This window comes from Bradyrhizobium sp. CCBAU 051011 (assembly GCF_009930815.1).
Taxonomy (GTDB): domain Bacteria; phylum Pseudomonadota; class Alphaproteobacteria; order Rhizobiales; family Xanthobacteraceae; genus Bradyrhizobium.
This window is the reverse complement of sequence record NZ_CP022222.1, coordinates 3,554,707-3,568,772: the sequence shown is the minus strand read 5'-3', so window position 1 is coordinate 3,568,772 and position 14,066 is coordinate 3,554,707. Positions and strand designations below refer to the sequence as shown.

The window sequence follows — 14,066 nt, the reverse complement described above, 5'->3', positions numbered from 1 at the left end:
GCTATTCTGCGCCCTAAAGGTGCCTGCCCTCATCCACCGGCAGCACAATTCCCGTCGAACTGGTCAGGTTGGCGATGCAGGCAATCACGGCCCTTGCGACATCGTCTGGCGTGGTGACGTGGGCCAGCGGCAATCTCTCGGCGGTCTTCTGCAACTGTTCGCGGGTACGGCCGGCGACAAAATCCGTGTCCACGCCGGCCGGCGAGACCGAGAACACGCGGATGCGCGGCGCCAGCACCTTTGCCAGCGCGATCGTGAGCGCGTCGACGCCCGCTTTTGCGGCGAGATAAGCCAGGCTGCTCCCCAGCCCTGTTCGCGCCGCGATGGACGAAATGTTCACGATGACGGCTTCGCTGCCGCGCTCCAGCATGGGGCGGAAGGCGCGGACCATCGCGAACGGTCCGCGCAGGTTGAGCGCAACGGTCTTGTCGAAGATCTCGTCCGTTAGTCCCTGGAGATCATTGGCAGGTACTGGTGTCGTGGCGCCGCCGCAATTGACCAGCACGTCGAGCCGTCCGTACCGCTTGTCCACGGCTGCCGCGGCCTCCGCGATGGAAACCGGATCGTCGATCGCGATGCGCATGGCGAGATGCCCCTCGCCTTGCAGCCCACCGATCACTTCTTCGGCCTGCGCGCGGCGACTGTTGTAGCCGACCACGACAGCAGACCCCATGGCAGCGAGGCGCGCCGCAGTGGCCCTTCCGATACCACTATTGCCGCCGGTGACGAGCGCTACCCTTGGAATCGACAGCGCAGGAATTTCAATGCCCGTCATGTGTAGCGATCTCGTTTCACTGCATCGCGATCTTTGCCGTCTCGATTACGGGACGCCATTTGTCGCGTTCGCCGTCGATAAACGCCTTAAGGTCTTCCGACGAACCTCCGACGCCTTGCAGCGAGTTTTGTTCGAGGATTGCCTTGCCCTTGTCGCTCCTGAGGAAGGCGTTCACCGCCTTGTTCACCTTTCCCACAATGTCGGGCGGCGTGCCGGTCGGAGCCACGATTGCGTACCATGCGGTCGCCTCGAAGTTCTTGAATCCCGCTTCCTGCACGGTCGGCACATCGGGCAATTGCGCCACGCGCCGGCTCGTCGTCACCGCAAGCGCACGGATCGTGCGATCGGCCACCAGCGGCAGATAGGTCGGCATGAAATCCATGGCGACGTCGACCTGTCCCGACAGCAGGTCCGTGATCAGCGGCGCCGAGCCGCGATACGGCACGTGCGTCATCTCGACGCCGGCGAACTGCTGGATCAAGGCCGAGGTGATGTGTCCGAGCGTTCCGTTGCCGGGATGGCCGACATTGACCTTGCCGGGATTCTGCCTGGCATAGGCGATCAGCTCGGGGAGCGTCTTCGCCGGAAAGCCTGATGTCGCCGTGATCATCATCGGAGATTTGGCGACGAGGATGACCGGCATGAAATCCCGCTCGGAGTCGTAAGCCAGCCCCTTGTACATCAGCTTGTTGAGCGCGATCGGCGCCGGCGTGCCGAACAGCCATGTGTAGCCGTCGGCAGTCGCCTTGGCGACCGCGGTCCCACCGAGATTGCCGCCAGCTCCGGCGCGATTGTCGACGATGAACTGCTTGCCGAAATCCTCGCTCAGCGCGTGCGCAACGGCGCGTGCCAGCGTATCGACAGCGGCACCGGCCGGGAACGGGACGATCATGGTGACCGGACGGTTCGGCCATTCCTGCGCGACGGCGCGGTGAGATGGCGCAATGGCAAGTGCAAGGCCGAGAAGGCCGAAAGCTAGCAGGCGCATGTTTCCTCCAAGCTGTGTGCTCGTGTCGCGTTCACGCAAGCACTTATTCTCCGGCAAACCTGTCGAGGCCCTTGCGGCCCAGCCATTTGGACAGTTCGTCCGCGACGGCTTCGTTATTGAGATCGGCAAAGGCGATATGCGTGTTGCCGCGCAGGCCCGCATCGGGGAGCAGCAGAACCTCGCAGTCCCCGCCATGGCGATTGACGATATCGCAGAAGGTCCGCGCCACCTTGATCGACGTCGCCCAGATAGGGCGCGTATCGGTGTAGTCGCCGAACACCATCTGGATCGGAAACTTCGTCAGCTTCTTGAATTCGGCCAGCGGCACGGAATTGGGACCGAACGGCGCATCCGGCTTCGGCTCGGGCCCCTCACCTTCCGGAAAGACGAAGCCCGGGGTTTCATAGGCGACGATACCCTTCATGTTGTCGCTCTTGGCCTTGAGCGCCGACAGCAGTGCGCGCCAGCCACCCGCGGAATTGGTGAGCGCGACGACGGGACCGATCTTGTCGATGGCCTGGCCGCCGGCCTCCGCCTGCAACAAGGCATTCTCGAGCGTGTCGAACTCGTCGTAACGCGCCCGCGTCGCCTGGTTCCAGGCTTCCTTGTCTGCCGTCGGAAACTGCAGGCTCGGATGCCAGCTGAGATAGTTCACGCCAAAGCGCCAGGCGGCAAAGTTGCGTTGATCGAAGTAATCCGGCGTGTAGGTGATCGGCTCGCAGCTCCAGTTCGCGCGACCGACGCGCGGGCCGTCCCAGAGGTAAACGGGATACCCCTTGCGCAGAAAAATGCTCTTGTAACCCTCGCCGCCGTCCCATCGGTTCTCCCACACCTTGGTGCTGGAGCTATGCCACATGATCAGGCCGACGCTGCGCCGTTTCGCCGGGATGAAGTATTCGACGTAGCCATGGTCGCAGGAGAGCGTCTGGCTGGGATCACCGGGTTTTGTGATGACTTTGCCGCCCACTTCATACGCGCCGATCGATTCCAGGACGATCGGTGGCTTTCGGTTCTCCTCGGCGACGGCCGTATGGCTTGCTGCAGCGAACAGTAATGCGCTCCCCGATGCCATGATCCGCGACATGATGCGGACCATCGGTGCGGCGCCGTCGCGATCTCCCCGACCCATAATGACCTCCTCCCCTTGGCGCGCGCCGCTATTCGCGGTCTTTGCGCTTGTCCTCGCTAGGCGGCGTCTTGCGCAGCCGACTGCATCACCGGAAGATTCAGGAACCGCGCGGCGTTGTCGCTGATGAGTTTTTTGATCGCCGGCCGCGGCATCTGCAGATCGAGCAGGATCTGCGTGATGCTGCGGAAACCATCGACCGGCCGCTGCGATCCCTGCAGCCCGAGGTCGGACGACAGAATCGTGTTGTCGACACCGGCCACTTCGATCAGGTGCGCGAGATCATCCGGGCTGTACTTCAGGGATTTGCCCTCGATGAACATGCAGATCGAATGTTCCATCTTGACACCGATGGCGACGAGTTGGCGGATATCGGCATCACCGCAGCCGACGATGTAGGTCGGATGGTTCACCATCATCTTCTTGACGCCGCGCTGCGCCGCCTCGTCGAACAGAACGTGTAGTTCGCTGGCCGGCAGGTGACCGCCAGCCAAAATGATGTCCGCCTCGGCGATGAGATCGATCACCTTTTTCGTATCGTCCGTGAGCTTGCCATTGGCGTCGAGCGCCGAAAGCGGGATCGGATCGAGCATCTTCTGCGAGGTCTTCGGAAAGGTCTTGTTTCCGGCCGCCATCGCCTTGATATGGTTCGCTGCCGACAGCGTCGGCATCCAAACGATCTTGCCACCGAGCTTGATCGTATGATCGACGGCATGCGGGTTGATGCCGCCCGACGCGTTGTTCAGCACGATGCCCGAGAACAGTTTTACATTGGTCTCGGGGAACAGCTTCTCCAGCAGGATCGCATGCGGCATGCCGGCATAGAAATGATCCTTGAACAGCACGGCGCGGAACTTCGCCTCCGCTGCATCGAGCAGTTCCTCGTGATGATCGAGAATGCGCGGCATGGCGGCCGGACCGCTGTGGCAGTGCAGGTCGATCGCCCCGACCAGAAGCTCGGCGACTTCCGTCGCCCGCGACAGCGGCGGCAGCGGTACGGTGGTCGTATAGGACGCTTGCGTGTCGGCCATGGTCAGGGCCCTCTCTAGTAGAACGTGTAGAACGTGTCAGGCAGCGGATTTGCCGGCAGCGGCCTGCGCTGGCATCGGATAATCGTCCTCGTTCAGCACCCAGCCCGGCTTGGCCGAAAAATCCAGCCGCGGCGGGCAGAAGATGTCGACGAGAATGTTGAGCTTGGGATCGACAGCCTGCGAGGTGTGAATGGAGGGCGGTGGAATCACGGCGATGGAGGGCGATCCGCAGCTTTCATGATCGTCTGCGCGCCACTGCGCCATGTCAGTCGTCCATGGCCAGCGCAGGTGATGAATGAAGGTGCCGGCCAGCGCCAGCGAGCATTGCTCGAAATCGTCATGGTGATGCGGCGACATCTTGCTTGGATCGCGCGGACCGTTCTTCGGCTCGAGGAAATTCACCATGAAGGTCGAGCAGCGGAAGATCCGGCCGAACCGGCCCGGCGTCGCCGCGACGTCGAGACTGTAGGTCCGGATCTTCGCCCCTCCTGCGGCCTCCGGCCACGGCTCGAACGGCGGCAGATTGGGATGCGGCGTCGCATAGGAAGCGGCGTTGGAGCAGCGCTTAGCGAGATCCTCCGATCGCGTTGTCACCATGCGCACCACCTTGGCAGCGCCGCGCAACGTGACGGAGCTTGCGCCCGCCGGCACAAAGCTGATGGAGTGGCCGCCAATGACCTTGCTCTCGTTACCCCACACGATCTCGGCGCCCGCACCGGGATCGGGAAGCAGCACGACATATTCGTCGGGCTGGTTGGTTCGGCTTAGCACCGCGCCCTCATCGGCCTCGCTGTAGGCGATGATGAAGTTCTGGCCGCGGGCATACCAGGTGCGTGCGCCATTTTGATTCTCGGCCGGCGGCGTTTCGTAGAACTTTGCGTATTCGGCGCCTGCAAATTGGGTGGCGGCGGGCTTTGTGCCGACGGGCGAGGCGGCGAGCGCAGCGCGTGGATCAGAGCTGTGATACATGCGAACCATCCGTGGTTTTGACGAGAGTGTTGAAATCGGTCAGCGTTTGCGCCGCAGCCCGGCGCATCTGGCCCTGATCCGACGAGATGATGAAGGCGCTGGCGCCGAGCTCGGCGAACTCCCTGGCTTCCGCCGCGCTTGCGACCATCACGCAGACCGGCTTGGCGGCCTTCTTCGCCGCGGCGATGATCCTGATGACCGCGTCCTTCACGGACGCGTCGGCCGACGATTTGGCGCCGAGGGCGACGGTGAGATCGCCGCGGCCGATGAAGAAGCCGTGGATTCCTTCGACAGCGGCGATGGCGTCGATCTGGTCCAGCGCTTCCCGGTCTTCGATCATCGCGATCGCGCAGACCGATGCATCCTGTTCATCGACGAGAGACCACATCGGCGTGCCACCATAGGCGCCGGCGCGGGACGAGCCGGAATAACCGCGCCGTCCGCCGCGGTATCGCGCGGCGGCGGCAACCGCGCGCGCCTTCTCGACGGTAGCGACGTGGGGCACCAGCACACCAGCCGCGCCGCAGTCCAGGCAGGACAGGATCTTGGCCGGATCGTCCGACGACACCCGAACGATGCCGGCGAGATTGCCGGCGCGCGCGGCCAGCAGCATGACATCGGTCATCGCGCGATCAATCGGCGCGTGCTCCTCGTCGATCACGACAAAATCATAACCGAGCGCGCCAAAAATCTCGGTCGCATGCGTGGTCGGCGTCTTGATGAACGAGCCGACGACGGGCTGCCGCGCTACGAGCCGGCGGCGGAACGACGAAAAATGCGGCCTGACGATATCTCCGGACACGGTTGTTCCTCCCCGGCCATCTGCACGGGCTGCCTTCAGTGGGCAGGCCAGCGTGGCGCTTGGCGAAAACGATTGCAGGGAGGACGCCGGTCGGCCATAGCTATTCCGCCGCGTTCCACCAGGTGGAATCCCTGATGCCGCTCAAGTCCGACACGGTTGAAGCCGCCTCGCGCTCGCTCCTGCTGCTGGAGGAGCTCAACCGCCACCGCGTCACCTCGATCGACCGCCTGCACAGAGCGACCGGCTTGCCGAAATCGACGGTGGTGCGATTGATGAAGTCGCTATGCGCGATGGGCTATGCCGCGAATGATCGGCGCCAGGGCGGTTACGCGGTTGCTTCGCGCGTCAAATCGCTGAGCAACGGCTTTCACGGCGATCCGCTGGTGGTGGAGGCCGCGCGCCCATGGGCGATCGCGTTCACGCGGCAATATCACTGGCCGATCGCCATCGCCGTGCTCGACAGGAGTTCGGTCGTGGTCCGCTTCAGCACGATTCCCGACAGCCCGGTCTCGCCGTTTCACGGCACGCTCAACACGCATCTCAGCCTGCTCGGGCGGGCGCTGGGGCGCGCCTATCTGGCGTTCTGTCCCATCAGCGAGCGCTCGATGCTGCTCGACATGCTGGCGCGGTCGCAGGAGGCGGAAGACAAACTCGCCACCGAGCGCAAACGCGCGCTGGCGATGCTGACCGCAATCCGCAAGCAAGGTTTTGCCGAGCGCGACCCGATGGTCGAACCGCGCTCGTCGAACACGATCGCTGCTCCCATCATCATCAACAGCCGCGTGCTCGCCACCGTCGGCATGACCTACTTCACCTCCGCGCTCGACCGCACCGACATCGTCCAGCGCTACGTGCCTCTGGTGAAGGCGCTTGCCGACAACATCGCCACAAGTGTTTCGTCGTTGCAGGAGTAGCGGTGGCAGGAGTGGGCCGCCGCGATCAATCAGTCATCGGGCAACATGCCGTCACTCACACAGCTTCGATGCACGCTTCCATGATCGTGTCGATCTCGGACTTCGAGAGAATCCCGATCTCGGCGATGAATACGATCCGTGTCCGCGGCACCCCGGCGGCCGGTTCCCCGCCCGGCGCCAACGTCGCGCGCCCGCCGGCGAGCTGAAACACCATCAACCGCCCCGGCTGCTCCACCGTCTCGAATACCCCCTTCGCCCGAACGAGCTTCGGCGCCAGCCGACCGATCGCGTGCTGCAACCGCGGGAGCGATACCAGTTGTTCCGATGTCCAGCTCAGCGTTTCGAAGCGGTCAATCGCCGGTCGTCGCGGCCCTACCTCACGCGGCGTCGGCGCGCGGTCGACGTCAACAGGGAATAGCAGCGCTGCCGGGACTTCGCCATGCAGGGCATCGACCACCACTGCCGCCGGATGCAACGCGCGGATCGCCTCGCGCAGTTGCGCGCGACGCGCCGCGTCTGCCAGGTCTACCTTGCTGAGCGCCACCACGTCTGCCGCCCGGAGCTGTGACCGCAACAGCGCGTCGTCGTTCAATTTCCCCGGCGGCGTCGTCGCGTCCACCACGCACAGTACCGTTTCCAGCGGCGCCTCGCGCCAGATCAGGGGATCCATCAGGGTGCGCACGATATCGGACGGATCGGCGATCCCGCTGGTTTCGATCACGATGAATTCCGGCGGCGGATCACGCCGCAGCAGGGCGGCGAGCGTGCGCAAGAGATCGCCTTCCAGCGAACAGCAGATGCAGCCGTTGCTCAGGCTCACCACCCCGTCGCTGGCGCCCGCGATCAGCTCCGCATCGATGTTGATCGCGCCGAAATCGTTGACCACGGCGGCGATCCGCCGCCCCGCCGCATTCGCCAGCAGGTGGTTCACGATCGTGGTCTTGCCCGCCCCGAGGAAGCCGGTGATCAGCAGGACCGGGATCGGCACAATCAGCTCTCGACAACGGGCCGGCGCACCGGCCGGCCGGGCCTTGCCGCCACATCCAGCACGCCATCTGAAATCAGCGGCTGGCCGCTGACCACCAGATGCCGCACGCCCTCCGACGGGCGGTTAATCGCCGAGAAGGTCGCCCGGTCGGTCAGCGTTTCGAAATCGAACACGACAATGTCGGCATCCGCGCCCGCCTGCAGCCTTCCCTTGGCGCGCATGGCGGGCGTGCTGCGGGAAAGGATCTCCGCCGGGATCAGGGCGCATTTGCGGATGCCTTCAAGCAGCGACACCGCCCGGCGCTCGCGCACCCACTCGCGGATGAAACGGGTGAAGCAGCCCGCCGACCGCGGATGCGAGGTGGCGTCATCAGGCAGCGGCCAGGCATCGCCGGTGTAGACGCTGCCGTCCGACAGCGTCCACGGCATCGCGTCGGACGCGATCGCGCCACCGGGATACAGCACCGATATGTCCAGGAGGTCGCGATGGTGCGGATTGTTCTCGGTATCCAGGATGTGCCACAGCACCAGCGTGGAGGGCTCCTCCGCCTGCGCCGCCAGCAATTCCTTGCGGTCGCGGAAGCGTCGCCCGTCGGTCACCCGCTGCACCGAATCGTAGCCGGTGCCGTTGCGCTCCACGAATTCGGGGTCGCTGAAGAACGCCGCTGCCAGCACCGTCGAACCGGTGCCGTACGGATAGGCCTCCACCGTGATCGGCAGGCCCTGCGCCTGCGCCTTGGCCACCAGCACGGCGCAACGCTCCACGTCCGTCTTGCTGGAAGAGTTGAAGTGGCAGATATGCATGTGCGCGCCGGTGGCGCCGGCATAGCCGATCAGGCGGATATAGGCCTCGGCGGCGCTTTCCGGGTCGATGCGGGACATATAGGCAACGTGGGTGAAGGTCGCCACATCATGCGCTGCCGCCAGTTGGCACACCGCGGTTAATTCCTGGACGCCAGCGCCCGGAGCATAGGCGTTGAGAATGCCGATGCCGATGCCGCCCTCGTTCAGTCCAATGGCAAGGCGGTCGAGGATGCCGGCCACCTCGGTGTCGCTGGCCACGTTGTCGATCCAGCGGCGATCGCGCATGGCATTGCCGAACGCCTCCAGCGAGCTTTCCGTATTGGAGCCGGTCATCGCGCCAATGCGCGCGAACGCCCAGTTGGCGGCGGCCCCGTAGTTCAGCACGCGTCCTTTATCGGCCTGGCGCCGATACCAGGATGCGACCGGCAAGACGCCGGCCTCGAGGTCGAGCGTGGTCGTCACCCCGTCGAACGCCTGCATGCGGTCGGCCGGGATCGACTGGCCGTGCGCGTGCAGGTCGATGAAGCCGGGCGCCACCACCAGCCCGGTCGCGTCGATCACCCGTTCGGCGCTGCCGAGCCCGGTGCCGACAGCGGAGATCTGGCCATCCACCACCGCCACATCGCCAATGGCGTCCATCCCGCTGGCGGGATCCACCACCCGGCCGCCACTGATCACCAAACCACCCATATCGCCACTCCCGTATGCAAAGACCCCCGTCCGGCCAGGGCCGGCAACAGCTCCGCAGGCAAAATACGGGCCGTCTCGATCCCAATAGAGCCAGATTTTCGGACCGACGACCACCTCCGCTGACGCTGGCGCATCATGCGTATTGTTCCGCATCCCGCATTTCATCGCGAAGGCATCCTCTGCAGATCGATCGCCGACAGCGGCATCGCTTCGCCAGGAAGGCGGACGGGAAGATTTGAGGTTAGCGGTCCAGCAGCGGGAAAAAGCTGTAACTCCGTTACCACATCGACGAGTTCAGTGTTGCTGTGTTCGCGGCGCTACAGACTCTGCGGCCAACATCGGCAAGTGTGGCTGCGGGGGTAGTTAAAGCGGCGCGGTCGGTGCGGACTCGTCGAGGGCCTTGGGGCCTAACCTCTACGAGTCCGCACGCTGCTTTTTCGAGCACGCGCGACGAATTTATTGGTTCTTGTTATTGGCTCTTGGAAAGAGCGGAGTGATTGATATGAGCAAACGTCCCACTGCGGCTACTTCAGCAGATTTCAACTTCATCACAGCGTATTTCGAGCTAAAGAAATTACGAGAAGACATTGAATGCATCGAAAGAGCGTCGCGGCCGCCCCAGGATCAGCCGACAGTAAGCCGGCGCGATACGCCGAAAGGCGATGATCGCATTCAAGACGTTTTGCGGCCTTAGCGCACCCAACCTGCACTCCCGCACGCAGGAACGCAAAGGCAGACCGCCGGCAGTTCCGCGGCGCTATTGCTGCACATTCTCCGCGACGGCATGCTAAACCACCGGCATGTCTGAAATCCCCACCTATGACGGGCAGCCGCTGCCGTTCGAGCAACTCGCGAAAGCGATCGCGGAACGCCGGTCTACCTATGGCCGCGCCAGCGGACTTCGCATCGATCGCGCCGAGCGCGGCGAGGCCTGGTCCAGCCTGCCCTACCAATCCGTCTTCGCCGGCGACACGGAAACCGGCGTGATCCACGGAGGCGTGGTCACCGCCATGCTCGACGAGAGCTGCGGCATGGCCGCGCAGCTGGCACTTGACGGCAGCCGCGCGATCGCGACGCTCGACCTGCGCATCGATTACCAGAAGCCCGCAAAACCCGGTCTCGACATCAAGGCGCATTCGATCTGCTATCACGTCACGCGTTCGATCGCCTTCGTGCGCTCGACCGCCTATCAGGAGACCGAGCAGGATCCTGTCGCGACCGCCGCCGCGTGCTTCATGGTCGGCGCCAACCGCACCAACATGCTGCAGGACAGGGAAGCGTATGAGGTACCTGTTCTCGATTGCCCCGATGATGCTTCCGGTCCATTCGCCAAAAGCCCGTTCGCCCGCTGCCTCGGCATCCGCCTCACTGAGGACGGCGTGCTGCGCATGCCGTTCTCGCCGAAGATCATCGGCAATCCGGTGCTGCCCGCCATTCACGGCGGCATCACCGGCGCCTTCCTGGAGACGACGGCGATTATTGGCGTGGCACGCGAACTCGGCATTGCAACGCCGCCAAAGCCGATCGGCCTGACCATCAACTATCTGCGTTCGGGACGCGCGCTGGACAGTTTTGCGAATGTCTCGATCGTCAGGCAGGGCCAGCGCATCGTCGCCTTCCAGGCACAGGCCTGGCAGGAGGATGCGGCGAAGCCGATCGCGACGGCGTTCGGGCATTTCAAGCTGAGGCGGTCGGCGGAGAAGGATTAGGAAGCTGCGCCTCCGACATGCGCGCTGCCAAAATATCGAAAACAACCCCATGCAAAGTAGCCGGCGGCCGACGCCATCCGAAAAAGCAACTTGACGCGTCGGGCAAATCAGCGGCATTTCTTCATCATCCCGCAATCCTGTAAACGCCCGTCGCCCCGCAATAGCGGGCGTGTCGGTACGATTGCGGCCGAACATCCTTACCCACAACTGAAATTGCAGGGATCACCGCGGCGAACGACCGCCTGTGCGTGGCCGAACCGCGCGCTCGGCCCGCGCGTGCCCTAGGGAATCTCGACATGAACACCGCTCCTGATATCACTGTGCCAACGTCGATCGCCGCAACCGGCCAGACCAACGCTGCCGCAGCCCCGCGGATCAAGCTGCTGTCGCACGGATTCTCCATCGACCATCCTGACCCTGAAATCGGCGAACAGCTCATGGCCAACGCACTGGGGGTCGCCAGCCGCGAAGCGATGCATGGCATTATCAGGCAACTGGTAAAGGCCAGCGTGAGCGGCGAGCGTCCTGACGAGGTCAACCTCTCTTTCATGATTTCGATGGTGACGAGCATCAAGCCCCGGGATGCCGTCGAGGCCATGCTGGTGGCGCAGATGGTTTCCGTTCACGTGATGGCGATGCGGTGCGCCCATCACCTTGCGAATGCGGACGATCTCGCCCAGCACGACAGCGCCGCGCGCGCCTTGGGCAGGCTCGCCCGCACCTTTCCCGCCCAGATCGAGGCGCTTAACCGCTACCGGAGCCATGGCGAGCCCGCCATCACCGTGCAGAACGTGTCGGTCGGGGACGGCGGCAAGGCCATCGTCGGCAATGTCACGCAGCATGCGCGCGTGATCGTTTCGGACAAGAAGCCGGCACCCGCGGCGCCGGAAAGCGCCGAAAGGGTCGGGCTCCAGGCGAAAGCGCGCTCCCGCTGATGCCAAGCCGGAAGCCCAGGCATGAGCGATCACATCAGAAACACCGGCGCGATGCTGGCGAGCCCACGTTGCGGCGCCAAAACCCGTTCCGGCGGCGCGTGCCGCTCGCCGGCGGTGTATGGCAGGAAGCGCTGCCGCATGCACGGCGCAGCACCGGGATCCGGCGCGCCAAGGGCAAACCAGAATGCGCGCAAGCACGGCCTGTTCACCAGGGATGCAATCGCCGAGCGAAGGCAGATTCAGGCGTTGTTGGGTGAAGCACGGAAGCTGCTGGAGGGGATGAAGTGATTGGCTTTCGCAGAAGGGTGCGCCACGCGTTGGCAAGCTTGCCCTTGTCTTGCACCGACAGCATTCGATTTCTAGCTAGCCATACCTGCCGTTCAAGCATTGGCCAATTACGGTGACAGTGCACTCAACTGGAGTGAAAATTTCATGCACTGTCACCGTAATTCCGTGCACTCAAACTCCGGGTAAGAGTTTTATGCACTGTCACCGTAATGCCCCGATCTGCGGGAGGTGTCGGTCGAACGCGCATCAGCATTCTCGGGATGTTCTCAGGGACCGCGTTCTCGCCCCCGTCGTCGGCGCGATGCGCAGGATTGTCCGCCGGCACCGGGCCGCCACTATGACCCCACGATTTCGCCATACGCATCGTGTTGTTCGCACGCACGACCCTTCCCGTCAGGCTAGCCTTCGGAAACATGGACATGGGCGGTGATTTCATTGGCCGCTGGCGTGCGGGTAGCGGCAGGAGAACGGCACGGCAAGCTAAACCCGGACGGTACAGCGCGAAGGTGCTTGCTTGCGGCTCATTGCTGCTCTCGTGTGTCATCGTCGCTGGCATGGCGACGCAAACGGCATTGGCGGAAATAGTCGCGCCGGCCGCGACACGCGTCGCTGATAACGAAAAAGAGCAGGACGGGCCTGGCATCGAGCAAGCATCCCACACGCAGAAGTTGGACCCCGAAACAGTCCTGCGACGGCCTGAGGTGCAGAAGCCAGCGCCGGAAGCTGCCGTTCAAATGCCGGAAGCACGGAAATCGAGCCACGAGGCCAAGGATTTACCTGTACCACAGCTCGTCTTGCCGGGCGATCTGGCGAAGAAGATCGGCCAGAAGATCTGGCTGAATGAAACAGGCGGAAAAAGTGATGCGATCACGGCATGGAGTGCGAACGAGGAATTCGCTTCCCTGGGCATCGGTCATTTCATCTGGTTTCCTGTCGGCAAATGGCTGCCTTTCGAGGAGAGCTTTCCGGCCCTGCTCGAATTCATGCGCAAGAAGAACGTGCATTTGCCCGCCTGGCTGGACCAGACGCAAATTCCGGCCAACCCTTGGACAAGCCGGGCCGAGTTCAGGAAGAACGCCAACTCACCGCAGATGAAGGAGTTGAGGCAGTTTCTGCTCGACACCGTGCCGGAGCAGACGCAATTCATGGTGGCGCGGGCGCAAGGTGCGATGGAGAAGATCCTCAAGACGACGCCCGACGGCACGGAGCGCGAACATATCGTCATCCAGTTCACGCGCGTCATTCGCGCCTCCGAGAATTTTTATCCGCTGATCGACTACATCAACTTCAAGGGCGAGGGCACCAACCCGAACGAAGCCGCCATGGACAGGGAGACCGGGCGGCGGCAGGGTTGGGGTCTCAAGCAGGTGCTGCTCAAGATGAACGGTGATACCAGCGATCCGAAGGCCGTACGCGCCGAATTCGCCGATGCGGCGCAGTTCGTCCTGCAGCAGAGGGTTCGCAACCTTCCATCCAACCGTGTCTTCGAGGTCGGCTGGCTGCGCCGCGTCGCGACCTACCGCCGCCCGATCGCGGATCCGGAAGCGAGCCCCAAACGGGCTCTGAGGAAATCGTTGCGAGTGACGGCGGCTCAATAGCTTCCTATGAAGGGGACAGTTGCCGTTTTTGCGTATGCGTGAGGCTGCTTGTCCCGCGACGTTCGTCAGGCAATCGCGGGCTGCGCCTCGCTGACGTCAGCCTTTGGCCCTCTTCGCCATCACCTTCTCATAGGCCGCCTGCAGCCGTTCGCCTACGCTTGGGCCGGTTCGACGCTTCGGTTTCAAGCCGAGATGCGATTACGGTGACAGTGCACTCAAACGCCGGGTAAGAGTTTTATGCACTGTCACCGTAATTCCCGGGGATGCGATCGCCGAGCGAAAGCAGATTCAGGCGTTGTTGGGTGAAGCGCGGAAGCTGCTGGAAGAGATGAAGTGATTGGGTTTCGCAACAGCGCGCAAAGTCTCAAAATAAAAGCTCACGACTCGTATATCATTGAAATAGCTGCATAAAATGGAAAAGAATTTTAGGGACGTGCATCTTAGGAGCCC

14 protein-coding genes are annotated in these 14,066 nt (G+C 63.3%); 6 read left to right on the top strand and 8 right to left on the bottom strand.

The window, feature by feature from the left end:
* Nucleotides 1–13: 13 nt before the first annotated feature.
* The 6 genes from ACH79_RS16840 to ACH79_RS16815 are packed head-to-tail and all read right to left on the bottom strand — an operon-like array spanning nt 14 to nt 5,691.
* The gene (locus ACH79_RS16840) at nt 14–775 is read right to left on the bottom strand and encodes an SDR family NAD(P)-dependent oxidoreductase (RefSeq protein ID WP_161851985.1); all 762 of its coding nucleotides are present in this window, start codon (nt 773–775) and stop codon (nt 14–16) included.
* Nucleotides 776–791: 16 nt separating this feature from the next.
* Nucleotides 792–1,763, bottom strand: a complete 972-nt coding sequence (locus ACH79_RS16835; RefSeq protein ID WP_161851984.1) for a tripartite tricarboxylate transporter substrate binding protein — start codon at nt 1,761–1,763, stop codon at nt 792–794.
* A 43-nt stretch (nt 1,764–1,806) separates the two neighbouring features.
* Nucleotides 1,807–2,892, bottom strand: coding sequence for an alpha/beta fold hydrolase (locus ACH79_RS16830; RefSeq protein WP_161851983.1), 1,086 nt, complete (start codon nt 2,890–2,892; stop codon nt 1,807–1,809).
* 56 nt (nt 2,893–2,948) lie between these two features.
* Nucleotides 2,949–3,920, bottom strand: a complete 972-nt coding sequence (locus ACH79_RS16825) for a DUF6282 family protein (protein WP_246738571.1) — start codon at nt 3,918–3,920, stop codon at nt 2,949–2,951.
* Nucleotides 3,921–3,956: 36 nt separating this feature from the next.
* Nucleotides 3,957–4,889 carry a hypothetical protein gene (locus tag ACH79_RS16820; protein ID WP_161851982.1) on the bottom strand — a complete coding sequence of 311 codons (933 nt, stop codon included), beginning with the start codon at nt 4,887–4,889 and terminating at the stop codon, nt 3,957–3,959.
* Nucleotides 4,873–5,691, bottom strand: a complete 819-nt coding sequence (locus ACH79_RS16815; protein WP_246738570.1) for an HpcH/HpaI aldolase/citrate lyase family protein — start codon at nt 5,689–5,691, stop codon at nt 4,873–4,875. The genes ACH79_RS16820 and ACH79_RS16815 overlap by 17 nt, the downstream gene beginning before the upstream one ends.
* 59 nt (nt 5,692–5,750) lie before the next feature.
* Between ACH79_RS16815 and ACH79_RS16810 the strand changes: the two genes are divergently transcribed.
* Nucleotides 5,751–6,605 carry a DNA-binding transcriptional regulator gene (locus ACH79_RS16810; RefSeq protein WP_161851981.1) on the top strand — a complete coding sequence of 285 codons (855 nt, stop codon included), beginning with the start codon at nt 5,751–5,753 and terminating at the stop codon, nt 6,603–6,605.
* A gap of 55 nt (nt 6,606–6,660) precedes the next feature.
* On the opposite strand, the gene ACH79_RS16805 is transcribed toward ACH79_RS16810, so the two are convergent.
* Both ACH79_RS16805 and ACH79_RS16800 read right to left on the bottom strand, forming a co-directional pair.
* Entirely contained in the window at nt 6,661–7,593 is a 933-nt protein-coding gene (locus ACH79_RS16805) for a GTP-binding protein (protein WP_161851980.1), read from the bottom strand.
* Nucleotides 7,594–7,595: 2 nt separating this feature from the next.
* Entirely contained in the window at nt 7,596–9,086 is a 1,491-nt protein-coding gene (locus tag ACH79_RS16800) for an amidohydrolase family protein (RefSeq protein ID WP_161851979.1), read from the bottom strand.
* 502 nt (nt 9,087–9,588) lie between these two features.
* On the opposite strand from ACH79_RS16800, the gene ACH79_RS16795 reads away from it, so the two are divergent.
* From ACH79_RS16795 to ACH79_RS16775, 5 genes are all read left to right on the top strand, one after another.
* Nucleotides 9,589–9,780, top strand: a complete 192-nt coding sequence (locus ACH79_RS16795; RefSeq protein ID WP_161851978.1) for a hypothetical protein — start codon at nt 9,589–9,591, stop codon at nt 9,778–9,780.
* A 106-nt stretch (nt 9,781–9,886) separates the two neighbouring features.
* Nucleotides 9,887–10,795, top strand: a complete 909-nt coding sequence (locus tag ACH79_RS16790) for a PaaI family thioesterase (protein ID WP_161851977.1) — start codon at nt 9,887–9,889, stop codon at nt 10,793–10,795.
* A 248-nt stretch (nt 10,796–11,043) separates the two neighbouring features.
* Nucleotides 11,044–11,730: a hypothetical protein gene (locus tag ACH79_RS16785; RefSeq protein ID WP_371419418.1), complete on the top strand. Its 687-nt coding sequence runs from the start codon at nt 11,044–11,046 to the stop codon at nt 11,728–11,730.
* A 21-nt stretch (nt 11,731–11,751) separates the two neighbouring features.
* The gene (locus tag ACH79_RS16780) at nt 11,752–12,018 is read left to right on the top strand and encodes an HGGxSTG domain-containing protein (RefSeq protein WP_161851976.1); all 267 of its coding nucleotides are present in this window, start codon (nt 11,752–11,754) and stop codon (nt 12,016–12,018) included.
* Between the two features lie 734 nt (nt 12,019–12,752).
* Nucleotides 12,753–13,616, top strand: a complete 864-nt coding sequence (locus tag ACH79_RS16775; RefSeq protein ID WP_371419417.1) for a hypothetical protein — start codon at nt 12,753–12,755, stop codon at nt 13,614–13,616.
* The last annotated feature ends 450 nt before the right edge of the window (nt 13,617–14,066 follow it).

Bases quoted from the DNA above. Each gene is read 5' to 3' on its own strand.
- ACH79_RS16800 (WP_161851979.1), bottom strand. From the start codon at position 9,086: ATGGGTGGTTTGGTGATCAGTGGCGGCCGGGTGGTGGATCCCGCCAGC.
- ACH79_RS16840 (WP_161851985.1), bottom strand. From the start codon at position 775: ATGACGGGCATTGAAATTCCTGCGCTGTCGATTCCAAGGGTAGCGCTC.
- ACH79_RS16830 (WP_161851983.1), bottom strand. From the start codon at position 2,892: ATGGGTCGGGGAGATCGCGACGGCGCCGCACCGATGGTCCGCATCATG.
- ACH79_RS16825 (WP_246738571.1), bottom strand. From the start codon at position 3,920: ATGGCCGACACGCAAGCGTCCTATACGACCACCGTACCGCTGCCGCCG.
- ACH79_RS16780 (WP_161851976.1), top strand. From the start codon at position 11,752: ATGAGCGATCACATCAGAAACACCGGCGCGATGCTGGCGAGCCCACGT.
- ACH79_RS16820 (WP_161851982.1), bottom strand. From the start codon at position 4,889: ATGTATCACAGCTCTGATCCACGCGCTGCGCTCGCCGCCTCGCCCGTC.
- ACH79_RS16795 (WP_161851978.1), top strand. From the start codon at position 9,589: ATGAGCAAACGTCCCACTGCGGCTACTTCAGCAGATTTCAACTTCATC.
- ACH79_RS16835 (WP_161851984.1), bottom strand. From the start codon at position 1,763: ATGCGCCTGCTAGCTTTCGGCCTTCTCGGCCTTGCACTTGCCATTGCG.
- ACH79_RS16775 (WP_371419417.1), top strand. From the start codon at position 12,753: ATGCCGGAAGCACGGAAATCGAGCCACGAGGCCAAGGATTTACCTGTA.
- ACH79_RS16790 (WP_161851977.1), top strand. From the start codon at position 9,887: ATGTCTGAAATCCCCACCTATGACGGGCAGCCGCTGCCGTTCGAGCAA.